General features: G+C 72.1%; 19 protein-coding genes. 4 read left to right on the top strand and 15 right to left on the bottom strand.

Translation table 11 applies throughout. The features are described from left to right. Positions 1–7: 7 nt before the first annotated feature. Together WME83_RS04555 and WME83_RS04550 are read right to left on the bottom strand one after the other, a co-directional pair. On the bottom strand, positions 8–748 hold the full coding sequence (locus WME83_RS04555; RefSeq protein ID WP_437318023.1) for a MotA/TolQ/ExbB proton channel family protein: 741 nt from the start codon (positions 746–748) through the stop codon (positions 8–10). Between the two features lie 150 nt (positions 749–898). Next, on the bottom strand, positions 899–1444 hold the full coding sequence (locus tag WME83_RS04550; protein ID WP_437318022.1) for an OmpA family protein: 546 nt from the start codon (positions 1442–1444) through the stop codon (positions 899–901). A gap of 101 nt (positions 1445–1545) precedes the next feature. Between WME83_RS04550 and WME83_RS04545 the strand changes: the two genes are divergently transcribed. Beyond that, the gene (locus tag WME83_RS04545; RefSeq protein WP_437318021.1) at positions 1546–4326 is read left to right on the top strand and encodes a glycoside hydrolase family 15 protein; all 2781 of its coding nucleotides are present in this window, start codon (positions 1546–1548) and stop codon (positions 4324–4326) included. 48 nt (positions 4327–4374) lie between these two features. Here WME83_RS04545 and WME83_RS04540 read toward each other — a convergent pair whose 3' ends face one another. Beyond that, a complete protein-coding gene (locus tag WME83_RS04540; RefSeq protein WP_437318020.1) occupies positions 4375–5430 on the bottom strand; it encodes a hypothetical protein in 1056 nt (351 codons plus the stop codon). Between the two features lie 375 nt (positions 5431–5805). Between WME83_RS04540 and WME83_RS04535 the strand changes: the two genes are divergently transcribed. Beyond that, complete coding sequence (locus tag WME83_RS04535) at positions 5806–6240, top strand: DUF6918 family protein (RefSeq protein ID WP_437318019.1); 435 nt, start codon at positions 5806–5808, stop codon at positions 6238–6240. A gap of 157 nt (positions 6241–6397) precedes the next feature. Here WME83_RS04535 and WME83_RS04530 read toward each other — a convergent pair whose 3' ends face one another. The 3 genes from WME83_RS04530 to WME83_RS04520 form a co-directional block, all read right to left on the bottom strand. Further along, positions 6398–7714: a hypothetical protein gene (locus WME83_RS04530; RefSeq protein WP_437318018.1), complete on the bottom strand. Its 1317-nt coding sequence runs from the start codon at positions 7712–7714 to the stop codon at positions 6398–6400. Between the two features lie 11 nt (positions 7715–7725). Then, a complete protein-coding gene (gene fusA, locus WME83_RS04525; RefSeq protein ID WP_437318017.1) occupies positions 7726–9813 on the bottom strand; it encodes an elongation factor G in 2088 nt (695 codons plus the stop codon). A gap of 176 nt (positions 9814–9989) precedes the next feature. Continuing rightward, positions 9990–10457: a Tudor-knot domain-containing protein gene (locus tag WME83_RS04520; protein WP_437318016.1), complete on the bottom strand. Its 468-nt coding sequence runs from the start codon at positions 10455–10457 to the stop codon at positions 9990–9992. Between the two features lie 225 nt (positions 10458–10682). On the opposite strand from WME83_RS04520, the gene WME83_RS04515 reads away from it, so the two are divergent. Then, positions 10683–11183, top strand: coding sequence for a YchJ family protein (locus tag WME83_RS04515; protein ID WP_437318015.1), 501 nt, complete (start codon positions 10683–10685; stop codon positions 11181–11183). Positions 11184–11261: 78 nt separating this feature from the next. On the opposite strand, the gene WME83_RS04510 is transcribed toward WME83_RS04515, so the two are convergent. The 4 genes from WME83_RS04510 to WME83_RS04495 all read right to left on the bottom strand — a co-directional run bounded on the left by WME83_RS04510 (position 11262) and on the right by WME83_RS04495 (position 18074). Beyond that, positions 11262–12356 carry a patatin-like phospholipase family protein gene (locus tag WME83_RS04510; RefSeq protein ID WP_437318014.1) on the bottom strand — a complete coding sequence of 365 codons (1095 nt, stop codon included), beginning with the start codon at positions 12354–12356 and terminating at the stop codon, positions 11262–11264. Between the two features lie 143 nt (positions 12357–12499). Then, entirely contained in the window at positions 12500–13372 is an 873-nt protein-coding gene (locus WME83_RS04505) for a CPBP family intramembrane glutamic endopeptidase (protein ID WP_437318013.1), read from the bottom strand. Between the two features lie 83 nt (positions 13373–13455). Beyond that, entirely contained in the window at positions 13456–15135 is a 1680-nt protein-coding gene (locus WME83_RS04500) for an L-aspartate oxidase (RefSeq protein ID WP_437318012.1), read from the bottom strand. 2255 nt (positions 15136–17390) lie between these two features. Continuing rightward, entirely contained in the window at positions 17391–18074 is a 684-nt protein-coding gene (locus tag WME83_RS04495) for a hypothetical protein (protein WP_437318011.1), read from the bottom strand. A gap of 125 nt (positions 18075–18199) precedes the next feature. Between WME83_RS04495 and WME83_RS04490 the strand changes: the two genes are divergently transcribed. Next, positions 18200–19621 carry an IS701 family transposase gene (locus WME83_RS04490; protein WP_437313514.1) on the top strand — a complete coding sequence of 474 codons (1422 nt, stop codon included), beginning with the start codon at positions 18200–18202 and terminating at the stop codon, positions 19619–19621. A 442-nt stretch (positions 19622–20063) separates the two neighbouring features. On the opposite strand, the gene WME83_RS04485 is transcribed toward WME83_RS04490, so the two are convergent. From WME83_RS04485 to WME83_RS04465, 5 genes are all read right to left on the bottom strand, one after another. After that, positions 20064–20360 (bottom strand): PP2C family protein-serine/threonine phosphatase, encoded by a 297-nt coding sequence (locus WME83_RS04485; RefSeq protein ID WP_437318010.1) that lies wholly within the window; start codon positions 20358–20360, stop codon positions 20064–20066. Continuing rightward, complete coding sequence (locus tag WME83_RS04480; RefSeq protein WP_437318009.1) at positions 20357–20608, bottom strand: hypothetical protein; 252 nt, start codon at positions 20606–20608, stop codon at positions 20357–20359. The genes WME83_RS04485 and WME83_RS04480 overlap by 4 nt, the downstream gene beginning before the upstream one ends. A 437-nt stretch (positions 20609–21045) precedes the next feature. Beyond that, positions 21046–22626 (bottom strand): PGRS family protein, encoded by a 1581-nt coding sequence (locus tag WME83_RS04475; protein WP_437318008.1) that lies wholly within the window; start codon positions 22624–22626, stop codon positions 21046–21048. Positions 22627–22646: 20 nt separating this feature from the next. After that, on the bottom strand, positions 22647–23765 hold the full coding sequence (locus tag WME83_RS04470; protein ID WP_437318007.1) for a PEGA domain-containing protein: 1119 nt from the start codon (positions 23763–23765) through the stop codon (positions 22647–22649). A 14-nt stretch (positions 23766–23779) separates the two neighbouring features. After that, a complete protein-coding gene (locus WME83_RS04465; protein WP_437318006.1) occupies positions 23780–24799 on the bottom strand; it encodes a hypothetical protein in 1020 nt (339 codons plus the stop codon). Between the last annotated feature and the right edge of the window lie 16 nt (positions 24800–24815).

Raw genomic sequence — 24815 nt, 5'->3', positions numbered from 1 at the left:
CCGCCCCTCAGCCCTTCGGCATCACCGGCGTCGGCCGGTCGCTCGTCCGCTGGAGCGCCAGCGGGATGGACTCCTGGATCCCCCGCGCCGACAGCGACGCGATCTCCACCCAGCCCTCGCTCGCCGCCTCGAGCGCGGCGAGCAGGTCGTCGATGCGCTTGTTGAGCGCGTTGTAGGCGATGACCGCGGGGATCGCGGCGAACAGCCCGATCGCGGTCGCGATGAGCGCCTCGCCGATGGCCGGGGCGACGACCGGGAGCGACGCGCTCTTCTGCTGACCGATGCGGAGGAACGCGTCCATGATCCCGTAGACGGTGCCGAACAGGCCGATGAACGGCGACGCCGCCGCGATCGACGAGAGCGTCGGCATGAGCGAGCTCGCCCGCTGCGTCTCGGTCACGATCGCGCGCTTCGCGATCGACTCGAGGAGCTTGCCCGTCCCGGCGCGGCGGCTGAGCTCCAGCACGACGCGGGCGCCCGGCGCGTCCGCGTGCCGCTGCGCGAGCGCGAACAGCTGATCGGGCGAGTGGGCGTGCGCCGACTCCTGCTCGAACCGCGCCTGCTGCGCCGAGAGCCGGGCCAGCTGGAGGACCTTGAGGACGGCGATCACCCAGACGAGGATCGCCGCGAAGATCAGCAGCCAGACGACCAGGAAGACGGGACCGGAGGCGTGGAGGATCAGGGAGACGGGATCGAGCTTGATCGGGACCGCCGTCGCCGCCTCGGGGGCGCTTTGCAGGAAGGCCATGTCGATCTCTTCGGGTCAGGGAATCGGCTCGTCGGGGATGCGCGCGCGCGGCCCCGTCCAGTGCAGTTTGCGGCCGCGGCCCCCTCTCTCACCTGGAAGCGCGGCCGTGGCCCTCTTCACATCGTCGCGCGCCGGCGCGCGGCGCGGCGCTCAGTCCGCCAGCAGGATGTCGACCTTCCGGTCGCGCGCCCAGCCCTCTTCGTCCGTGCCGGTCGCCTCGAACTCGCCCTTCGACGAGGTCGCGATGCGGCCCTGCTCGAGGCCCTTCTTGGCGAGGTACTCCGCGACGCTGCCGGCGCGCTTCTGGCCGAGGCCCAGGTTGTACTCCGTCTCGCCGCGGGGATCGGCGTGGCCGATGAGCTTCATCCCCTTGCCCTTCAGCGGACCCGAGACGAAGCAGCGCGCGAGCGCGTCGAGCGCGCTCGCCGCCTCGCCCTCGATGGCCGTCGAGTCGAACGCGAAGCGGGCCGTCGGCAGATCGCCGCAGGCCTTGAGGATCTTGTCGTCGATGCGGATGGACCCGCTCGTCGGTTTGGCGGTGTCCTGCTTCGGGGCGGGCGCCGCGGTGCTCGCCACCGGAGGGGGCGCGACGGTGCCGCCGACATTCGCCGGCGGCTGCGGATCGGAGCCACATCCGGCCGCGAAGGCCGCGAGGGGCGCCGAGACCACGAGGATCAACGCAGGCAGTTTTGTCATGGGCATGCCGTTACCACGCCGGGGGGCGCGTTGCAGCATTTTGAGCGGCCGCCGGCGAGCCGGCGCGCCGGGACGACGGTCATTCCTGTAAAGTGCCGCGGATGCATCGCCGGACCCCGGCACGGGAATATTTTGGGCACCAACGAAACGCCCCGCCTCGCGCCGCCCGTGGCGCCCTCCATGCGCTCGGCGCCGCGCTCCTCTCGCTCGGCGCCGCGGCGGCGATCGCGGCCCCCGGCGAGGCGCGGGCCGAGGCGCCGGTGCGGCGCACGTTCTTCCGGCTGCCCTCGTCGAACGGGTTCGGCGCGGTGCTCCTCGATCTCGGCGCGGCGAGGCTCACCCACTTCCGCGAGCACCTGTTCGCCACCGAGGAGCCGCTCCTCGACGCGCGCGGCGCGGAGGTCTGGGTCGGCAACCAGCCGCAGGCCGTGGCCACGCGCGACCTGCTCTACGACGCGTACTTCGGGCTGCGCTCCGACGGCAGGCAGCGCTGGCTGACCGACGTCCCGGTCGATCTCGACGCGAGCGGCTACGCCGGCTGGACCGGCGGGGAGCGCGGCGGCACGGGCGTCGTCACGATGGTCCAGCGGGTCGGCAACCTCGAGTGCGCGCAGTTCTTCTTCGCGCCGCAGGGCCTCGCGCAGGCGGGGTTCGTGATGGCGATGCGCGTCGAGAACCGGGGCGACGTGCCGGCGGAGGGCGTGTCGGCGTTCTCGCTGCACAACTTCCACCTCGGCTTCGGGCGCCCGGGCGTGATGGCCGACATCGGCGAGTCGGGCGAGACCGTCGCCTACGACGCGAGCGACGGCCGGCGCGACTTCCTCGAGCGCGCCTTCGCGGGCGTGGTCGCCGCCCGCGCGCTCGCGCCCGTCGCGCGCCACGGCGCGTCGAGCGCGAGCAGCCCGGCGGACCTCAACGTCTACCGGATCGTCGCGGGCGGCGCCGTCGCCGACCTCCCGGACCTCGACGGGGTCGCGCCGACCTCGGACGGATCCGTGAGCGCGTTCCAGTGGGACCTCGGCAGCATCGCGCCCGGCGAGGCGCGGTGGGTCGGCGTGGCGTTCGCCCACCACGGCGACCCCTCGGGCGCGGCGGATCCGCTCGTGCAGGGCGCCCTCGACGCGTACGTCGGCGACAAGGGCGCGGCCGAGGTGGTCGCGGGCGAGATCGCCGCGTACCGCGCGTTCCAGGGCTCGGTGAAGGTGCCGCCCACGGCGACGCCCGAGGAGACGGCGTTGCTCCGGCAGTCGGCCGTGATGCTCCGGATGGCGCAGTCCCGCGAGAACCACGCCTTCCTGCGCGAGCACCTGACGCGCGACCACGAGCCGCGCGCCACGCGCTTCGGCGCGACGCTCGGCGGCGAGCCCGCGGCGCTGCCGGCGACGGTCGCCCACCGCGGCCGCGGCGCGGTGCTCGCGAGCCTCCCGCCGGGCGAGTGGACGGTCGCCTGGATCCGCGACGGCGCCTACGCCACGGTGGCGATGGCGGCCCTCGGCATGGAGGCCGAGGCGCGCGACGCGCTGAGCTACTACCTCGACGCGGAGGCGGGGCGCTTCCAGCGCTGGAACGAGCTCGCGTCGTACGACATGCCGCCCTACCAGATCAGCCTGGTGCGCTATTACGGCTTCGGGGTCGAGGAGACCGACTTCAACGACTTCGGCCCGAACCTCGAGTTCGACGGGTTCGGCCTGTTCCTCTGGGCGCTGCGCCGCTACGAGGAGCTCACCGGCGACACGGCCTTCGTGGACGAGCGCTGGGCCGAAGCGTCGGCCAAGGTCGCGGACGCACTCGTCGCGCTCATCGACCCGGACACCGGCCTCGTCCGGAAGGACTCGTCGATCTGGGAGACCCACTGGAACGGGCGCGAGCGCTCCTTCGCGTACACGAGCATCACCGCGGCGCGCGGCCTGTGCGACGCGGCGGACATCGCGGCGCGGCGCGGCGAGGCGGAGCGGGCCGCGGGGTACCGCGACGCCGCGAACCGGCTGCGCGCCGCGATCGCCGCGCGGCTCACGGACGCCTCGGGCGCGCTCGCCGCGAGCCTGGAGGAGCTCGAGGCGGGCGCGGGCTACTGGGACGCGGCGGTGCTCGAGGGGATCGCGATGGGCCTGTTCGATCCGCGGGGCCGCATCGCCGCCGCCACGCTCGCCGGGCTCGACGAGCACCTGCGCGTCCCGGCGGGCGCCGGGTGGTCCCGGAACGACGACCGCTTCGATCACGCGGGCGCGAGCGACCTGAGCCCCTGGGGCAGCGAGTACGACAGCGCCGAGTGGGTCGTGACCGATCTGCGCGGCGCGGTCGCCGCGCGGCTCATGGGGGACGAGGCGCGCTCGGACAGGCTGCTCCGGTGGGTGCTCGACCAGTCGTCCGCGAACTACCTCGCGATCGCGGAGACGTACGACGAGACGAGCGGCGCCTACAAGTTCAACGCGCCGATGATCGGGTTCGGCGCGGGCGTCTACGCGCTCGCCCTCGCGGCGCGCGACGGGCTGGTCGTCGGGCCGGCGTGCGGCGCGTACTTCGACGAGGGCCCCACCGACGTGGCCGGGGCCGGGGGCGGCCCCTCGAGCGGCAGCGCCGGCTACGGCGGGGCGGGCGCAGCGGGCGCCGGAGGCGCAGGCGCTGCGGGCGCCGGAGGCGATGACGGCGGGGGCCGCGACGGCGGTGGCGGCGACGGCGGTGGCGGCAACGGCGGTGGCGGCGCGGGCGGAGGCGTCAGCGGCGGAGGCGGCAACGGCGGAGGCGGAGGCGGCATCCAGGACGACGCCGGTTGCGGCTGCCGCCTCGCGACCGCGGAGGGCGCGGCGCGCTGGCCGCTGCTCGCGGCGGCCGTGGCCGCGGCCGGCGTCGCGCGACGGCGGCGCGGGAGGGCGCGGCGCTGACGCTCGCCGGGCGCGCGGCGCTGACGCTCGCCCAGTGCGCCTCGCGGGTTACTCCTCGCTCCGGTCCTCCTGCTGCTCCGGCTGCGCGGCGGCGGGCGGCGGCGTGCCGGCGACGGCGGCGGCCATCGCGTCGGTGAGCGACACGGGCGGCGCGGGCCGCGGCGCCTCTTCGGACGCGGGCGGCGCGGGGGGCGGCGCCGGCGGGCGCGCAGGCCGGGCGCGGGCCCCCGACGCGGATGCCGCGCGCGCGCCTGCCGCGGCGAGGGCGCGGACGCCTGCGCTGGGGGCCGTGCGAGCGTCCGCGCCGGAGGCCGCGCTCGCCCCGGCCCTGGCCGCGGCGGCCGGCGCCGGCGCCGCGCCGCGCTCCGCTGCGCCGGCCTCGTCGGACCCAGACGCCGGCGCCTCGCGCCCGCGCGGCGCCGCGCCGGGCTGCCCGGGCGCATCGGCCGGCGCGCTCACCTCGCGCGCGACCTCCCCGGCCCGGGAGACGCCGCGCTGCGCGGCGGGCAACAGCGCGTCCTCCGGCGCGCGGAGCCGCTGACGGGCGACGACCAGCGCGACCAGGACGGCGATCGCCAGCGCGACGGCCGCCGACGCCGCCACGAGCGCGCGCACGCGGGCCCGGTGCCGCGCCCCCGAGGGCGCCGCGACCGGCGCGAGCGCGCCGTAGACCCGCAGCACGTCGGTCACGCTCGGCGGCGCGTCGACCGCGACCGGCGTCGACGCCGCGACCCGCCCCGCCGCCAGCCCCGTGAGGCCCGCCGGAGCGGCCGGGCCGCCCCCCGGCGGCGGCGAGCCCGCCGCCGCCGCCGCCGCCCTCGGGGCGGGATCGGTCGCGAGGAACGACTTCAGGGCGAGCGACCGGAGATCCATCATCGTCGGGTCGTCGTCGTGCCGCGGCACCGGGGGCGCGCTCGACCGCCGGAGCGGCGGGGGAGGCCGGCTCGATCCCTCCCCGGCGCCCGCCGCCGGCAGCCCGGCCGTGCCCCTCCTCCGCGCGCCGTGCATCGCGCCGCCGCAGACGCGGCACTCGATCGCAGCCCCGCCGCGCGCGCCGCCCGAGACCGTGGTGACGATTCCGCAGACTTCGCAGTAGACGTCCATGAGCCCCCCGCAGGCCTCGCACCGTGACGGCGCCGAGCACCCGCCACGTCGTATTCTGTGATCTAAATTACATCGTGAGTATGGCGTGCTCGGGCCGCCCGTGCATGGGGTCTCCCCGGGAATCGAGCGCGGGACGCGCGATGGGTTGTCATCCTGGACGGTCGAGGAGGTGCGCGAACCGTCCTGGACCGAAGGATTCCCGGGTGGGCGCTTGCGATGCCTGCCTCTGAGCCGCTGTGGTAAGAGCCGCGCTTCGATGTGGTCGGGAGCGGGCCGGAGGTCCGCTCGACGGGGTCGGGGCTCCCTGCCGGGGGTCACGCTGACATGGGTCTGGGGGCCGCGTCCGGCCTCCGAAGCGCCCGGAGGAGTTCGAGAATGGGTCTCAGCGAAACGCTGCTCGATGCGAACAAGAAATCACAGGTCATCGCCGACTGCTGCACGCTTGTCGACGAGGAGGTGGCTTCGAAGGGCGGGCTCTCCGGCCTGGCGGTCAAGGCCGGCTACGCGGCCGTGAAGGGCATCAAGCCCGGCTTCATCGCCCAGGTGGTCGAGAAGCTCCTGCCCGAGTTCGCCGCGAAGCTCGATCCCATCTGGGCCGAGGCCACGCGCAGCGGCAGTGCGAGCTCGTACCTGACGTCGAACCGCTCGCGGGTCGCCGACGCGCTCCTCAGCGTCACCGATGAGAAGGCGAAGACGTCGACGAGCGGCGTGGTGCGCGGCACCTACGAGAAGCTGCGCGGCTCGGCGAAGAAGAACGTCGAGGAGGCCGTCCCCCGCCTGGCCCAGCTGATCCAGAAGCACGCGTCCTGATCGGCCCGGCGCAGCAGGCCCGCGCCGGCCTGCTGCGCGCCGAAGCGCCGCCGGCGCGCCCCGTGAGGGCGGGAGATGTCGGGGGGACGAGGGAGCGCTCGGCGCGCCGGCCGAGCCGGCGCGCCGAGGGATTGTCGGGAGAGCGCTCGCGCGCGGCTCAGTCGGGCGCGCCGAAGCTCCGCGCGAAGAGATCGCGGATGGCCTCGCGGCCGGCGTCGTTGAGATCCTGCGTGCCGATGCCGGCGAAGTTCTCGCTGGTGATGCTCGGCTGCCGCGCCATCTCCCAGGCCGTGCCGCTCCAGCGGAACCAGCCGCGCTTCTCCTGATCGTAGACGAACAGCGGCTTCTTCCAGAGCCGCGCGAGCTCCGCGCCCCAGCCGGTGCCGCCGCGCACCGTGCCGTCGTCCTGGAGCGTCCCCACGACGAAGACCTGGCTGGCCGCGTTGATCTGGTGCCAGATCGTCTGGAGGATGTTGCGCACGAGCGGGATCTCGCTCAGCACGCGGCCGAGGCGCCGCGACACGTAGACGAGGCTGAAGTCGCCCTTGCGCAGCTCGTCGTCGCCGAGCACGACCACGCCCCGCTGACGCTCGAGGAGCCGGTGGCCCTCGAAGCTGTAGTTCAGCTCCTGCACCGCGTACCGCTCGGCGCACGCGCCGAACTCGGCCTCGGCCCCCTTGGCCCCGCCCGAGTGCAGGCGGAACTTCCGCGGGTCCTTCGGCCGCTCCGAGGGGGGGCGCACGTCCTCGTCGATGACCCGCATCGAGTGGGGATCGAGGCGCAGGTGGAGATCGGCGAGGTCCTTGTTGCCGTGGTCCTTGAGCAGCCGCAGGCGGACGACGTCGCGCTCCGGCTGCAGGTAGACGACGACGCTGAGGTGGCGCTCGACCTTCTCGAGCGCCGCCGGCAGCTTGCCCGGGGCGACCGCCTCGTCGACCTGCGCCGCGACCCAGACCTCCGCGGAGCGCTCCTTGGCGAGGCGGCCGAGCGCCTCCATCGCCTGCTCGGACGCCACCGCCACGTCGAAGCCGTCGACGATGATCACGTCGGGCTCGAAGTGGGCGACGCCGCGCGCGAACGCCACCGTCTCGAGCATCTTCTCGACCCACAGCCTCGCCGCCTGCTCGGGCGAGTCGGGCGACGCCTTCACGTGGCCGAGGTGCGAGTAGATCTGCCGGTGCCGCTCGACCTCGAGCCGGACGGCCTCGGGCTCCTCGAGCCGCATCGACTGCGCGAGGTCGTGGAAGATCTCGTCGTAGTACGCGCGGACGTGGTCGACCGCGTTCTCGTGCGAGATGTGCAGGACCCTGCGATCCCGGAACAGATCGTCGAGCGCGATCTGCACGAGCAACGCCGTCTTGCCCACGCCGGGCCGAGAGACGATGACGCCGACGTTGCCGCGGCCCAGGCCGCCGTGCATCGACCCCTCGAAGACCCGCATCGGGCTCCGCTCGTTCACCTCTTTGCGGTACATGCCCACCCCCCTCACTTGGCCTTCTTGGCCTGCTCCTCCCGGTACTTCTTGATGAGCTCCTCCGAGAGCGCCGCCGGAAGGGGAGCATAGCGCGAGAACTCCATCGTGAACTCGGCTTTGCCCTGGGTCGCAGAACGAAGGACGGTCGAGAAGCCGAACATGTCGGACAGCGGCACCTCCGCCTCGACGCGGCAGAAGCCGTCCGCCTCGGTCGAACCGACGATGATGCCGCGTCGCTGCATGAGGATGCCGACGATGCCGCCCTGGAACTCGCTCGGCCCCTCGACGGCGACCTTCATCAGCGGCTCCAGGATCTGCGGGCCGGCCTTGGGGTACGTCTCGCGCCAGGCGCCGCGCGCGGCCTCCTGGAAGGCGATGTCGGACGAGTCGACCGAGTGGGCCGCGCCGTCGTTCAGCGTGACGGACACGCCCGTGACGGGCGCGCCGATGAGCTGCCCCTTCGGGAGCATCGACTGGAAGCCCTTGTCGACCGCCGGGATGAACTCGCGCGGGATCGCGCCGCCGACGACCTGATCGTCGAACCGGTACGGCGCCTCGGCCCACGGCTCGATGTAGCCGCCGACCTTGCCGTACTGGCCCGAGCCGCCGGTCTGCTTCTTGTGCGTGTAGTTGAAGTCGACCTTGCGCGTGATCGTCTCGCGGTAGGCGACGCGCGGCGGGCTCGTGATGACCTCGGCCGAGTACTCGCGCTTCATGCGCTCGATGTAGACGTCCAGGTGGAGCTCACCCATGCCCTCGATGACCGTCTCGCCGCTCTCCGGATCCGCCCCGACGCGGAAGGTCGGGTCCTCCTTCGTGAAGCGGCGCAGCGCCTTCGACATGTTCGCCTGGGACTTGTTGTCCTTGGGCGTCACGGTCAGCGAGATGACCGGGGCGGGCACGTGCATCGACGTCATCGCGACGCTCACGGTCCCGTCCGTGAAGGTGTCGCCGGAGTTGCAGTCGATGCCGAACATCGCGACGATGTCGCCCGCGCTCGCGCCCTCGATGTCCTCCATCTCGTCCGCGTGCATGCGGACGAGCCGGCCGACCTTGTGGCGCTTGCCCGTGCGGGTGTTCGTGATCTCGACCCCGCGGGACACGCTGCCCTGGTAGATCCGGAGGTACGTGAGCTGGCCGAAGCGGCCGTCCTCGAGCTTGAACGCGAGCATCACGAGCGGCTTCTCCGAGTCGCTCGCGAGCGTGACCACGGCCTCGTCCTTGTCGAGGTCGACGGCCTTGTTCGTGATGTCGCCGGGGTTCGGGAGGAAGCGGGTCACGGCGTCGAGCAGGACCTGCACGGCCTTGTTCTTGTAGGCCGACCCCATCATCACGGGGACGATCTGGAGCTTCACGGTCGACTCGCGGATCGTCTTGTACAGGAGCTCCTCGGTGACGCGCTCCTCGAGGATCGCCTCGGTGAGCTCGTCGGAGTACATCGAGAGCGCGTCGAGCATCTCCTCGCGCGCCGCCTTCACCTCGTCCGCCATGTCGGCCGGGACGTCGCCGGTGATGATCTTCTCGCCGTTCGCCCCCTCGAACCGGTAGGACTTCAGCGTGACGAGGTCGACGACGCCCTCGAACTTGTCCTCGAGCCCGATCGGCAGCTGCAGGAGGACCGGGTTCAGGTTGAGCTTCTCGCGCAGCTGCGCGCGGACCCGCAGCGGGTTCGCGCCGGCGCGGTCGCACTTGTTCACGAACGCGATGCGCGGCACGCCGTAGCGGCGCATCTGGCGGTCGACGGTGAGCGACTGGCTCTGCACGCCGGCGACGGCGCAGAGCACCAGGATCGCCCCGTCGAGCACGCGCATCGCGCGCTCGACCTCGATCGTGAAGTCGACGTGCCCGGGCGTGTCGATGACGTTGATCTGGTGCCCGTTCCAGAAGCAGTGCGTCGCCGCGGACTGGATGGTGATCCCGCGCTCGCGCTCGAGGTCCATCGAGTCCATCTTCGCGCCGACGCCGTCCTTGCCCTTGACGTCGTGGATGGCGTGGATCCGCTTGGTGTAGAAGAGGATGCGCTCGGTCAGCGTCGTCTTGCCCGAATCGATGTGGGCGCTGATCCCGATGTTGCGCAGCTTGGACAGATCGCTGATCACAGAAGGCTCCCCGCCGCGCACCCGTGAGGGCGTGCCCGTGGAGGGCGTGCGGCACGCAATGAACCTCAGCTGGGCGGGCGCACTCTTGCGATCGCCCAGTCAGAAATTCGGCGCGGCTCTTAATTCGGCCCCATCCCAAGCGCCAGGGGGAAAATGATCCTTCGCGATCATTTCAACTACTTGGCCTGGATCCTGGAAAGCCCGACGGTCTCGTCCCACTCCGGTCCGTAGCCGTCGTAGTGGATGCGGTAGCGCTCCTGCCCCACGATGCCGGTGACGACGGCCGGGTACATCTGCCCGTGCCACTCGACGCGCACCCTGTCGCCGATCTTGTACAGGTTGGTCTGCGAGGCCTGCAGCCCCTTGCTCCGGACCTTCGGCGGCGGCGGAGGGTGAACGACGTTCCGGTCGACGAGCCCGCGGATCCGCTCTCGCGGTACAACTTCATCCCAGATGTCATCGTACCCCTGGTAGTGGACCTTGAACTTCGTCGGCCCCACGACCTCGATGACCTTGGCCGGGTAGTCGTTCCCTTCCCACGACACGAGGACGTCGTCGCCGATGGCGTATTGGCGCTTGCAGCCCCCCAGAACCAGGGCAAAGGCCAGGAGGAGGGCCGCAGCGTGAGCGCGCGCTGCGGGCATACGTCTCGCCCGCCTTACCGCCCTCCCCGGCGCCCTGCAAGGGGGTTCGCGCCCGGGGGCGGCGGCGTCCTGCGAGGGGGTGCCGGGCCCGGAGGGCGCCGGCGCCGCCGGGGGGCAGCGGCGCGGCGCGGGGCGCGCTGGCGTCGCCTGCGGTGCGCCGCGCCTCCGCCCGCGCCGGTGACGCCGGGCGCTGCCGCGCGGCGCGAACCCGTGTAGAGGACGCCGATGGCCCGAGATGTTCGTCCTGGCACGGGGAGCCTCTCCCGCCCGTGCCCGTGCGGCTCGGGGCGCGCGTACCGCGAGTGCTGCGCCCCCTGCCACCTGGGGGATCGCGAGGCGCCGGACGCCGTGGCGCTGATGCGCTCGAGGTACGCCGCCTTCGCGGTCGGAGACGCCGCCTACCTCTGGCGGACGCTGCACATGGGCCACATCGACCGGGGGCGCGACAGGGACGAGGTGCTCCGCGAGCTCAAGGCGACGATCCACCACCACCGGTACCGCGGCCTGAAGATCCTCGACAGCTTGCAGGGCGGCGACTCCGCGTCGGTGCTGTTCCTCGCCCAGATCTTCCAGGCGGGCGCGGACCGGTCGTTCATCGAGCTCTCCGATTTCCTCCACGACGGCGAGGGCTGGCGCTACCTCCACGGCGTGGCCGTCCCGCGCGCCCGCATCAGCGTCCCGCCCGACGAGCTGACGATCGCCCGCTTCTCGACGCTGGTCGCCTGACCGCGCTCCCGGCCCAGGGCGCCCCGGTCGGCGGCCGCGCCGGCCGCCGGCCGCCGCGCCGGCAGCGGCCGCCGCGCCTCAGCCAGCCGCCGTGCCCGAGGCGCGCGCCTCGTGCCACCCCACCGCCTCGACCACCGCGCGGTTCTTCTCCATCCACACCGCGATGCGCTCGCGCGTCGTGCGGTACGCGTACTCGAGGATGGCGCGCCGCGCGCGCAGGTTGGCCGGGTTGTGGAGGAACAGGAGCGCGTCGTTCGGCGCGGGCTCGAGCACGAGGACCTGCATCTTGCCCTCGGCGAGCGTCCGCCCCACCGCCTGGTGGAGCCGCGCGTGCGCGCCGATCCGCATCGCCTGGTTGAAGATCCACAGCATGCCCTTGTCGCGCACGCTCTCGCGCACGCCGTGACCGGTCGGGACCGGGCGGTGCGCCGTGGAGACCGGCACGAGCGGGCTCACGATGATCGTGAGCTCCGCGCCGGCGGCCTGCGCGAAGTCGAGGTGCGCCACGTGGCCGAGCCCGCCGTCGAGGTAGTGCCGGTGGTCGATGCGCACCGGCGAGAAGAACAGCGGCAGCGCGATCGACGCGGCGCAGGCGAGCGACACGGGGACGTCGTCGAACCCCTCGGTGCCGAAGATCACCCGCTCGCCCGAGTCGAGGTCGTACGTCGGGATGCGCAGCGTCCGCGGCATCGCGCGGAACGAGTTCGGGATGCCGCGCCGCAGGAAGAACTCGGCGAGGAACCGCTCGTACCGATCGAGCTGGAACAGGCCCGCGGGGAGCGAGTCGTTGAAGCGATCGAGCTGCTCGAAGAGGTACTGCTGCGCCGGCGCGTTCGGGGTCGCGTCGCCCCGGGTCGAGAGCCGGACGATCGCGTGGCGGAGCGCGACCAGGCTGGTGGTGAGCGCGCGGCGCCACTCGCCGACGTCGAGGTGGAGGAGGTGGCCGCGCTCCAGCGGGAAGAAGTTGTCGACCGGATCGAGCAGGGCGCGGTAAAGCCGCTCGGTCGGGATGCCGCCGGCGAGGGCCGCGGCCACCGCGGCGCCGCTGCCGTGCCCGAGGTAGAGCGAGAAGCTCTGGTTGTCGATCCCCTCGACCCCGTCCTCGAGGGCCGCGAGCGCCCCGATCTGGTAGAGCGCGCCCGTCAGGCCGCCCCCCGGGAGGCAGAGGCTCACGCGGGCCCGCCTCCCCTCGCGGCGCGGGGCCGCGCGGCCCCCGCCGTTCGCTTCCACGGTGGCGGGGGCGCGGCCTTCGCCGTCCCCCGCTGCGATCTGCGCGGTTCGGCTCGCGCCGCCGCCTTGGCTCTCGAACGCCGGCATCATCGGAGGTCCTCTTCCCTCGCGCGGGCTGCCCCCTCGGCGCGGTTGCCGAGGGCGCAGGCGAGCGCGGTCAACACAAGCGCGCAGGCGGAGCTCACCGCCACGAGCCACCCCGGGATCGCCGCGGCCTCCGGCAGCGCCGCGCCGGAAGCGGCGGGCACCTCGTCGACGGGGCCCGCGCCCCCGGCGGAGAGGAGCGCGAAGCACTGGATCGCGTTGTAGGTCCCGTGCATCAGGATGGGCGGCAGCAGCGAGCCGCTCGCGACCCGGACGACGCCGAGGGCCGCGCCGAAGAGCGCGATCGGCAAGAGCTTCTGCCACTCGCCGTGGGCCGCCCCGAAGAGCGCGGCCGTGGTCGCGACCACGACCGGTGCGCCGTGCGCGAGGCGCATCGGGCGGGCGAGCGCCCCGCGGAAGAAGGCCTCCTCCAGGGCGGGGCCGAGCGCGATGAAGATGAGGCCGAACGCGATCCGATCGAGCGCGCTCGCGTCCACGAAGGCCTGGACGAGACGGCCGTCGCTGATCCCCGACGGGAAGCGCCGCTCGATCGCCTCGTAGAGGGCGGTGACGGGCGGCTCGAGCGCGAAGCCGAGCGCGACCGCGAGCGGGTAGAACGCCGCGTGCGTGCCGCGCACCCCGAGCAGCTCGCGGGCCTTCGCGCGCGGCGCGTGGACGCGGCGCACGCCGAGGAGCCCGAGGACGTACGCGGCGGACTGGCACGCGAAGCTGCCGACCACGTCGAGCCTCGGCGCCGGCGGGGGCGAGCCGGCCGCGCCGCCCGGCGCCGGCCGGAGCAGGGCGAGCGCGCCGAGCAGGCACACGAAGACGAAGGTGACGGCCGCCGTCCAGCCGGCCGCCGCGAGGACCGACATCGGTCGCTCCCCGCGGCCGCGATGGACGAGCGAGCCTCTCGCTCCGTCGCTCGGCGGAGGCTCGGCGGTGCTGCGCGGATCGCTCATCGACCTCGCAGATGAGGCAGCACACCCCGCTTCACGACCGTGTCCGTGGAGAGGCGATCGTTCGTCTCCGGGTAGTCGATGGTCGAGTGCAGCCCCCGGCTCTCGTGCCGGGCGGCGGCGCAGCCGACGATGAGCTCCGCCACGGTGGCGATGTTGCGCAGCTCGAGCAGATCCCGCGTGACGAGGTGCTTCCAGTAGTACTCGCGGATCTCCTCCTGGAGCAGGGCGATCCGCCGGGCGGCGCGGCGGAGGCGGGCGTCGGACCGGACGATGCCGACGTAGTTCCACATGGTCCGGCGCAGCTCGTCCCAGTTGTGGGCGACGACGACCTCCTCGTCGCTCGCGACCGCGTTGCCGACCTGCCACTCGGGGACCGACGGGAACGGGCTCTGCCGGAGCTCGTCGATCTGCGTGGAGAGGCGCGCGGCCGCGCGGTGGCCGAAGACGAGCCCCTCGAGCAGCGAGTTCGAGGCGAGCCGGTTCGCGCCGTGGAGGCCGGTGCACGTGCACTCGCCGATCGCCCAGAGGCCGGGGATCGTCGTCCTGCCGTAGAGGTCGGTGGTGACGCCGCCGCACATGTAGTGGGCGGCCGGCACGACGGGGATCGGCTGGACGGTGATGTCGATGCCGTAGCGGAGGCACTGCGCGTGGATGGTCGGGAAGTGCTCGCGGACGAAGCTGGCCGGCCGGTGGGTGATGTCGAGCAGCACGTAGTCCGAGCCGGTCCGCTTCATCTCGAAGTCGATGGCGCGCGCCACGATGTCGCGCGGCGCGAGGTCCTTGCGCGGGTCGTGGCTCGCCATGAAGGCCGTGCCGTCCGGCAGGCGGAGGATGGCGCCCTCGCCGCGCAGCGCCTCGCTGACGAGGAAGCTCTTCGCTTCCGGGTGGAACAGGCACGTCGGATGGAACTGGTAGAACTCCATGTTCGCGATCTCGGCGCCGGCGCGGTAGGCCATGGCGACGCCGTCGCCCGTCGCGACGTCGGGGTTCGTCGTGTAGAGGTAGACCTTGCCCGCGCCGCCGGTGGCGAGCACGGTCGCCCGCGCGAGGTAGGTCTCGACGACGTGCGGCTTCGAGGCGGGGCGGTGGCGGGGCGCGGGCCGCTCCGAGTCGCGCGGCCGCGGCGCCGGGTTCAGCGCGGCGTCGGTCTCGTCGAGCACGTAGGCGCCGGCGCAGACGTCCGGCCCGCCGAAGCGGGAGAGCAGGATCAGGTCGATCGCCGTGTGGTGCTCGGCGAAGCGGATGTTCGGGTTCTGCCGGGCCTGCTCGAGGAGCGCGCGCTCGATCTCCTGGCCGGTGGCGTCGGCGGCGTGCACGATCCGCCGGGCGGAGTGCCCACCCTCGCGCCCGAGGCGCACCTGACCGTTCTCGTGGTCGAACTGGGCGCCCCGCGCGATGAGCTCGCGCACCCGCTCGGGGCCTTCACGCGCGCAGATCTCGACGACCACGTCGTGGCAGAGGCCCGCGCCCGCCTCGAGGGTGTCGGCGATGTGCGCCTCGGGGGAGTCGTCCGGCGCGAAGACCGCGGCGATGCCTCCCTGAGCGTATTTCGTGTTGGACTCGTCGCGCGAGCGCTTGGTGACGACGATCACCTCGCCGTGCTCGGCCGCCTCGAGCGCAAATGTAAGCCCGGCCACACCGCTGCCGATGACGAGGAAATCGGTCGTAATCGCCACGGCCCGGTAGGGTAGCAGGAGCGGGGCGTGTGAAGGTAGGCCGTGGTGCGCGTCCTGCACGTGAGGGCGCTGCGGGCCTGGCGATCGGGCCGGCGCCGCGCCGAGCGGAGCCGAGGCGAGCGCCGGCGCGGGCGGCGCCGCGCCGAGGTGAGCCGCGCCGAGGCGAGCGCCGGCGTGGGGGGCTGACGCGAGCCGGCCGCGAGGCCGACGCCGCGGGCAGGGGCGAGGTCGATGCCTTGGTCGAGGCTGGCCGCACGTCCGCCTCACCCGCGAGGCGGACGTGCGGCGTGTCTGCCGAGCCGGGCCATGGCCGACAGCTCTCGTCGAGGGCGAGGGCGAGCCCACGAGGAAGATGTCGCCTGGCTGGGTGCGCTCGACATGGGTCCTCACTTCCACCACCGCGTCACAGCCGAGCACCCGTGTCGCCGCGCGTGCGTGGTGCGTCAACATGGCAGGCGCATCAGGCGATGATGCCATCTGACAAGCACCCCAACAGCACTACGGGAGACAACCCATTCCCCGGATCCACCGGCGCCCCAGGCAAGGCCACGCGTCAAAGCTCTCCCTGTGGCTCGTACGACGCCTCGGCGCAGGGCCCGCCGCGCCTGCCTCGGTTCAAGCCCTCAAGCGTCCTTGCGCTCGACACGCGGTGAGCGCACGAGCCTCAGCCTGCCTCGGCGCTTGCTCGGCCACTTCGGACCACCCGCCCCAGGAGCGGTCTTCGCCCAGCCAATGCCCAGCAGCGGCTTCGGTCGGCTCCCCGATGGCGGAGCGACCTCCTCCACCGCGTCGCCGTGAGCCGCTCGCTCCGCGAGGCAGTGCTCGCAGCATTGCTCCGGCTCCCACGGGATGTCGTCGAGGCCCATCTTCCGTACCCACTTCCGCTCCCACTCTCCCATCCCACTCAGGCTCGGGCGCCTGCGAGAGGGAGGGAGGTCGTCTCGGCTGGACTTCCGACGCATCGACATGGCGGCTCCTTCGGCTCGGACAACGCCGATTCTGCCGAGATCGGAAGAGCCCGCCAAGCGGTTTCTTCCAGAAATCAGTGCTCTTTCGCTGGTTTACGTTTAGCCATGTCGGTTTATCACCAAATCGTACGGAGACGCGCCGGTTCCACGGTTCTCGCTGGGAACGTAGTTCCTGCGGATCGCTCGCGACACCTCGCCACACCTCGGAATGCGCCTTCCCCTCCGATAGCTCCTCATGCGCTCGCCACCAACCTCTCGCTGCCCTCTCCACCGCGGCGCGGGCGGTGTTCCGACGACACCGCCCGCTGCCTCATCGCTCGCTCACGGAAACTTCTGCTCCGCCGCACTTACGCCTTCGGCGCCGACGTTCTCCGCAACGCTGCTGCTTCCTCCGGGTGGCACGTGCTCGGCCCTGCGGGCCTGCGCGCGATCCGCCCCTCCCATGCCCCGCGCTATGCGCGGGAGGGGTCCCTGGAGCGCCGGCGGCTCTCGATGCTGCGCAGCGACGCGTCCACCCGGCCATGGTCACGGCTCACGGGTCCTCCACCGCGTAAGCTCGCGGGCTCGCCGCCGCGCAAGAGCGATCTGCTGCTGGGCTGCCTTCAGCGACCGTCGGATGACATCCGCGCTCGCGGCCCGACGCAGAAGGGTTCAGCAGATCGACGGTCCGTCCGCCCGCGCCTTGGGCATTCCACTCTTCAGTGGCGACGTTGTCAGCGCCGGGCAGCCCACCGTGCCGCGTTTCCGCGACAAACCAGTCCCTACACCCCAGCGTGGGGTGCGTCCACTCATTTCTTGTTGTGTCCTTCAGCTCAGCGGCTCATGAGTCGCAGCCTTCGTTGCTCGACCAATTGCATTCCGTTGAGCTCTACGGAATTATCGATCAACAACACCGCGCCTATCGCTGCCCACAGCTGGCATTGGCGGTGAAGTCCCAGCATTCTCCGCTCTCGCCCGGTTTGCCGGCGTTCCCGCCCGGCGCCGTGGTGCCGCCGTCGCCGGCTGTGCCCGGCATGAAGCTCGCCAGCTGGACGGCTCCACCCGGCACAGCGGCGTAGGCGATGCCCACCGCGTGACCGCCTCGACCGCCCGCACCGGGGCCGCCCATTCCGCCTTGACCTCCATCGCCGCCACGGCAACCCGTCGAGCCACCTAGCGTCGAAGGATTCCCACCGACGCTGCCGCTGCCCCCAACTGCACCGCCTCTTCCGCCGGCGCCATCTCCGCCCCTGCCCGCCGTACCCACCTCGACCGTCACCTCCGTCAGCACCAGCTTCGTCCCCAGACTCACGATCCCGATGCTCGACCCGCCGGCCTTTCCGCCGCCGCGTCCCTTGCCTCCGCAGCCGCCGGCGCCACCGCCGCCGCCGCTCGCGCCGGGACCATCGACGGGGTTCGGGATGGCCTGGCAGAACTGCCCCGCCTTCGTTCCTGTCCCGGCCGGCAGTTGCCACCGGTCTGCCCTGCGCCGCCGAGACCGTACTCCTCCGGGTTCGGCTCCGGCGGCGGCACGCCATCCGTCCCGTTCTGCCCGTTGCCGTCATCGGTACCCGTGATCCCGCCGAGCCCGCCGGCGCCGACGCGGGTCAGGCCGTCTTCGCAGGTCGTCTCGCCGGGGTCACCGCCATGCACCGCGCCAGATAGCGAGCGCGCCGCCGACGCGTTCATCTCCGGCGCGCTCGCGCCGGCCTGCGGCCCCTCTGTCGGCGTCTCTCCATTGGCTCCATCCATCCCATTGCCCGCGGTCACGTCCACCTGCGCCAGCTCCGCCTCGATATCCGCCACCACCACGCCGATCGACGACCTTCCCGCCTCCGTCGCGTGAGCCTCGGCGTTCGCATCCTTCGCGTCCGCCGCATGGATCGCGAAGCTCCGCACCGTCGGCTTGCTCGCGGTCTCCGTCAGGGTCAGCGCCGCCGCGCCCGCACGCCCCTCGATCGTGTTTCGCGCCTCCACGCCGATCCCCACCACGTTCCCGCCCCCAGCGCGATCACCGGCACCCAGCTCCTTGGCTGCGGCGGCGATGCCGGCTCCACCGGCGCCCTAGTACTACAGCCGCACCTCGACATCGCTCGGGTTGGATCCAGGATCGGCCCATGGATCCGCGGGCAAGCGAGCTGCCAGCAGCGGCCGCGTGGGACGCGCTGGCAGCAGATTTCGAGGCATTTCACGCGCGATTCGCGACGCTGTTCGCGCGCAGCGAGCCGCGCGAGCAGGCGATCAAGTACGTGCGCTCGCTGATGGGGCCGGCGGCAAGGCGGAACGGTTGGCAGCTGGCCGAGGCCATCGGAGATCCGACGCCCGATCGCGTGCAGCGGCTGCTGTACAGTGCGGACTGGAGCGCGGATGCGGCACGCGATCTGCTGATGGACTTCACGATCGAGCAGTTCGGCGACCCGCAGGGCATCGGTGTACTGGACGAAACGGGCTTCCTCAAGAAAGGCACCAAGTCCGTCGGCGTGGCGCGGCAATACAGCGGGACGGCAGGCAAGATCGAGAACTGCCAGATCGGTGTGTTCCTCAGCTACACCAGCCCACGTGGGCATGTGATCCTTGATCGTCGTCTTTACTTGCCAGAATCGTGGTGCAGCGATCCGGAGCGGAGGCAGGACGCTCACGTTCCGGAGGATGTCGCGTTCCGGACCAAGCCGCAGCTGGCGATGCAGATGCTCCATGGCGCCTGGCAGCGTGGTGTACCGATGGCGTGGGTCACCGGCGATGAAGTCTACGGAGACGATCCCGTGCTTCGCGACGGCATCGCCGCGCAGGGCCATCGGTATGTTCTCGCCGTCATCTCGAGCACGCCGGTATGGCCCCGGCGACCCGCGGTCGCGGAGCCCCCTACCGAGCGCGAACACCCTCGTGGCCCGCGCCGCACGCGCACTCGTCTTGCACCGGGCGCGCCGCACGCCTCCACCGTGGCCAAGGTGGCGGCGCAGTGGTCGCCGAAGCAATGGCATCGCCTTGCCGTCCATCAAGGCGAGAAGGGGCCCATCGAGTACGACTGGGCCCGCGCGCGCGTCGTCGACAGCCGTCGGCGCTTGCCCGCCGACGAGCTCTGGCTCCTGGCCCGCCGCTCTGTCTCGAAGCCGTCGGAAGTGGCCTACTACCTGTCCAACGCCGGAGCCGCCACGCCGTTGGCAACGCTCGCGCACGTGGCTTCCACGCGCTACACGATCGAGCAGTGCTTCGAGGAAGCGAAGGATGACGTCGGCCTCGACCACTACGAGGTCCGCTCGTGGCCAAGCTGGCATCGGTACATCACGCTCGGGATGATGGCCCTGGCGTGGTTGGCTTCCGTGCGCGCGAAGCTTCCCGCGGAGGGCGCCTTCCCGTATGCCCCGGCCATGAACCCCGAGCTCGTGCCCAAAACGGCGCGCCCGAGGCTGGGGAAGAACGTCGAGCGCATGCAGAAGACGGCGCTTGACACGTCGGGGAAAAAAAGCCCACGGCGCCCGCAGAAAGCGACGGTCCGTCGACGCTGGCGCCCTGGAGCATTCCCGAAGTCCGCCGCCTGATGGAGCTGGTGCTTCCGCTGCCCGCCCATTCGCCCGAGTTCCGCTGGGCATGGTCGAGGTGGCGGCGCCGAAAGCGCGCCCAGGCTCGCGCCTGTTGCTACCGGCGCCGCCGCAACCGGCCGCGCGCCCGCGCCCGGGCTCCCTAACCGCGGCTGTAGTACTAGGCGCCAGCGCTGCCGCGGGCGCACCGGCCTGCGCACGCAGCGCGCTCGTGCCCACGTCCGTCTTCACGACCGGCGCCGCCTCCTGCGCCTCGCTCTTCGCCAGCATCACTTCCGACTAGAGAGGATGCCCACCCCCGGTCGGTGCTCGGCGCTTCGCGCCTGCGCGCCGCCCGCCCCTCCCAAGTCCCGCGCTACGCGCGGGACGGGAGGGGTCCCCTCGCCACAGCCCCGCCGCCCTCCCGTGCTGGCGTACCATTCCTTCTCGTAAGTTCCACCGCTCAGCTGTCGCCCACACGCGCCAGAATACACGTCACGAGCTCGGGCTCTCCGTGCTCATGAGCGCAGTCCATCAGCAGGCTCGCCGCGAGACGCAGCTCACGGTACGCTGCAAGGATGCCACGGATACGGTGCTCGGGCACCGAGCCCCACAGGCCGCCCGAGCACACGAGGAAGATGTCGCCCGGCTCGGTGCGCTCGACCTGCGCTTTCGTCTCCACCGCCGATTCGCAACCGAGCACGCGAGTCGCCGCATTCGCATGCTGATCCGGCGCCCTAGACACGGTGCCTTCGCTCAAGAATCCTTGCGCTTGGAGCGCGACGAACGCACGAGCTTCAGCAGCGTCTGCTTACCGCTGCCCTTGCTCCGCCCCTTCGGACCGCCCGCCCCGGGTGGGGTCTTCGCCCAGCCAAGGCCCAGCAGCAGCTTCGGTCGACTCCCCGACGGCGGCGCAACCTCCTCCACCGCCTCGCCGCGAGCCGCGCGCTCCGCGACGCAGTGCTCGCAATATCGCTCCGGATCCCACGGGATGTCCTCGAGACCCATTTTCCGTACCCACATCCGTTCCCACTCCCCCATCCCGTTCAGGCAGGGACGCCTGCCAGAGGGAGGGACGTCGTCTCCGCGGGACGTTCGGCGCATCGGCATGGCTGCTCTTTCGGATCGGGCAGCACTGATTCTGCCGATGTCGGAAGAGCTCGCCAAGCAGTTTTTTCCGGAAATCAGTGTCCTTTCGATGGTTTACGCATAACCATCTCGGTTTGTCACAAAATCCGACGGCAGCGTTCACTTTCCGCGACTCTCGCTGGAAACGGACTTCCTCCGGCGCCCGCTCGACACCTCGCCCACACCTTGGGATACACCTCTCCCCCTGCGATCGCTCTCGCGCGACCACCAGCACCTCCTCGCCTCCTCACTCCGCGGCACTCCGCGGCCGTGCGAGCGGCGCTCTCGACGACGCCGCCCGCTACCTCACCGCTCGCTCACGGAAATTTCTGCTCCGCTGCACTTATGCCTTCGGCGCCTGCGTTCTCCTCAACGTTGCTGCTTCCGCCCGGCCCCCCAGCACCCGCCGTGCCGGGCATCAGCATCGTCTGCCCTTCCTGCCTCACCGCCTCCCCCCGGTACGCGATCGCCAGCGACGGTCCGCCGAGACCTCCTCCTCCGGGGCCACCGTTGCCTCCCTGGCCTCCCTTCCCTCCATCGCACGCAGCTTTGGAGCCGCCCATCCCCGTGCCCCCGACTCCGCCGAGACCGCCGAGCCCGCCCGGCTGCAGGTCGCCGCCCGCGCCTCCCTTGCCTCCGTTACCCGCCTTCAACACGCAGTCCTTCAGCGTCACCTTTCCCTCCAAGCTCGCCAGCGCGATGCTCGCTCCGCCGGCTCCGCCGCCTTGCCCCGGCAGCCCGCCGCAGCCGCCAGGCCCACCGCTGCCTCCGCTCGCTCCGGCGCCCCGCACGCCGCCGGGGCAGATCGCTGCGCCGCCCTTCGCGCCGCCACCTCCGCCTCCGCCCTGTCCAGGCTGACCCGCTTTACCGGTTTCGCCGCTCACGCCGGCGTAACCCGACGAGCTCAACATGCCGAGGCCGCTCGCGGCCGGCCCAGCTTGGCCGGAGGAGCCGCTCACACCATCGTCGCCGCGGCCGTTAGGCTCATCGCCAGCACAGTCCCAGGTGCCGGCAACTGTTTCGCCAACGCCACCACGTGCAGTCTCCGCGATGCTTTGGCTGGTCGCACCATCGCCACCATTGTTCACTCTGCCATCTCCACCCTCGCCACCGATGGAGAGCGCATCGCCGCCACACACGCTTTCCACCTGCGCTCCTCCAGGTAGCGTCTCATCGGGTGCTCCAGACGTATCCAGATCGCTGCACGCATTGGCTCCGGCGTTTCCAGGTGCCGCCTGCGCTGGCATCTCGCTCGGCGCATCCTCTCCTTCCGCGCCATCTGCCCCGTTCCCGGCGACCAGCTCGCACCGCACCAGTTCCGCCTCCGCGCCATCCACCAGCACCGCGATCGACGATGCTCCCGGCGTCTGAGCATTCGCCGCGTACACCGACACGTCCTCGATTCTCACCGTGCCCTCGCCCTGCATCACCTTCAGCGCGATTGCCTCTTCGCCCGGCGTTACGACCGTCCTCGCCGTCTCGCCGATCCATCGCCACCCCTTCGCGCAGTCGAGCCCGCCGAAGATCGACATGCCCGCGGGCACCTCCGCCGCCTCCGCAAACTCCTCCGCGCATGCGTACACCGCGCTCCCCTGCTCCGCAGCCGCCCGCGCCATCGCCACGCTCAGCGTTTTCACGGGATCCGCCTTGGTCCCGACGGCATCATCGTTGCCGCTCGCCGACACGAACACACCACACGCGTCCCCAACTGCCTCCGCGTTCTCGCTCGGCACGCAGCTCGGTGGCGTCCCGCCACCACTTCCAGCTCGAACGAAGTAGTCGCACGTCAACATCCGTTTGCAGTCCCCTGTCACATCCAGCCACAGCGCATCACAGCCCGTGGCCATGATGGCGGTCGCCACGGCCGCCCATACTCGCTGCTTCGTTTGGAATCTCATCTTCTTCTCTCTCGGGCTCGTTACCAAACGCCGAGCAGGGCAATCCCTGCGCTATGAGCACCCACCTCGGGCAACACGCGCACCGGCGCCGCTATCCGCGCCTCCGGACGAGGCCACAGCGCATAGGTCACCGCGGCGACGGCAAGCACGCCCGATGCGACAAACGCTACTCGTGCCGCGTTGCCCAACGTTTCCTGCCGCGAGCCGGCGTCGTACAGCTTCGAGCATCGATCGGCGAACGCGCTCGGTGGATCCTTGCACTGTCCGCCTGCGTCGATGATCGCGCGCCCCTGCGCGTCAACGTCACGGCTCGCAGCGTTCGACGCGACCGTCGTCCCGATCCCCACCCCGAGCCCCACCACGCTCGCCGCCCCCAGCGCGATCACCGGCACCCAACTCTTTGGCTGCGGCGGGGATGCCGGCTCCACCGCCACCCCAGGCGCCAGCGCTGCCGCAGGCGCGCCGGCCCCCGCGCCCGGTGCGCTCCCGCCCTCCGCCGCCTCTGCGCCCGGCGCCGCCGCCTGCGCCTCGATCTTCGCCAGCGCCATCGCGAGCGTCACCTCCGCCGTCCCGCCCTTGGCCACCTTCACCGTCTGGCTCGCCGGCGCGTACCCCTCCAGCTTCGCCTCGACCCGATGCTCGCCCGGCTCGACGAACACCTCCCCCTCCAGCGGTGCCTTGCCCACGGCCTTGCCGTCCACCAGCACCTCCGCCCCCGGCGCGCCCGCCGTCACGACCAGCGCTCCCACCTGCGCTCGCGACTCCGCCAGCCGTTTCTCCGCCGTCGTCTTCAGCTTCGCCGCCGCTTTCATCAGCGGCCAGTGCCGCAGCGCGTGCGAAAGGTACTGCGCTGCTTCCTTGTGCTTCTTCAGCTGGTACTTCGTATTCCCGAGGTTGTACGCCACGTCGAACGTCGGGTTCAGCTCCCACGCAGACTGAAGCTCCGCCTCCGCCTCCACGTATTTTCCGTCCGAGTACAGGCGCAAGCCGCGTCGATAAAATGCATCGGCTCGCGCCGCTGCATCAGCGCTGGCCGAGGCTTCCCGCGGCGCCGCAGGCTGTGCGGCAGCGATCTCCGGGGCGGCAATCACGGTCGCCGCAGTGAATAATAGAGCAAAGGATCGGCAGGTCATCATCATGGCTCCACGCGGGTTCACTCCATCACATCATCGGCAAGCGGCCGTTCGGTAGGCACGGGTGTCGCCGGCGCCTGCGGCAGGCGCGGCGCCGCACCCACCGGCCGCGCAGGCGCCGTCGGTGCAGGTGCAGGCGGGTCGCTCGCGGTCGCGGAATCGTCAAGGCTTGGCTCGACCGCCTCCGGCGCTTCCGGTGCTGCCGGCGGCGGCGGCTCCGAGGCGGCCGGCGGCGGCAGCGCGCTCCGCGCCGGCGCCCCGCTCGACGGCGGCGCCGGCGCCTGCTCCTTCGGCGGCGTCTCTCTCAACAGCAGTGCCGCCAGCACGAACGGCATGCTCACCGCGAACACCGCTAGCACGACCATCAGCCACGTCGGCATCCACGGCCGGCGCTTCGCGGTCGCCGGCACGCTGGCCGGCGTCTTCGGCGTCGCCACCGGCGGCGGCCTGAGCGGCAACAACGACGACGGCAGCAGCGACTTGTCGATCGGCGGCAGCGTACGATCCGCCCACTGGCTCGGCGCCATCGCTCCAGGCTGGCTCGGCGCCATCGCTCCCGGCTGCGCCGCCGCGCTCCGTGGAACCACGGCACCGGGCATCGCCGCTCCCAGCGACGCTACCGCGCCACCGTACAGCGGCACCGCCGCTCTGGGATGCGCCGCCGCTGGTGTGTGATGCGCTACCGCCGCTCCGTGATGCGCTACCGCTGCGCCCTGCTGCGCCGCCATCCCCGGCAGCGGCGGCGGCCCCACCGCGCCCTGTTGCGCCCCCACCCCCGGCAGCGGCGGCGGCCCCGGCCGCACCGGCGCCACAGACGGCGTCGCGTGCCCGTGGGGCACCGCCGGCACCACCGGGAACTGGAACAGCGGCTGCCCTGTCGGCTTCTGCTGCTGCATCTCGGACAGCGCCCGGTCCAGCTCCGGGTTGTTCAGCGCCTGCTGCAGCTTCCGCTCCGCCACCGCCGGATCCGCCTCGCGCCGGATGCTCTCCAGGTCCGGCAGGTACTGCCGGACGTCGTCGCTGTCCTTGTTGCTGCTCATCTCGAAGACCTCTCTC

Origin of the sequence: Sorangium sp. So ce385 (genome assembly GCF_051474135.1) — a bacterium.
Lineage (GTDB): Bacteria > Myxococcota_A > Polyangia > Polyangiales > Polyangiaceae > Sorangium > Sorangium cellulosum_D.
Note: the sequence above shows the minus strand (reverse complement) of the source record. Positions and strands in the feature narration are given on the sequence as shown.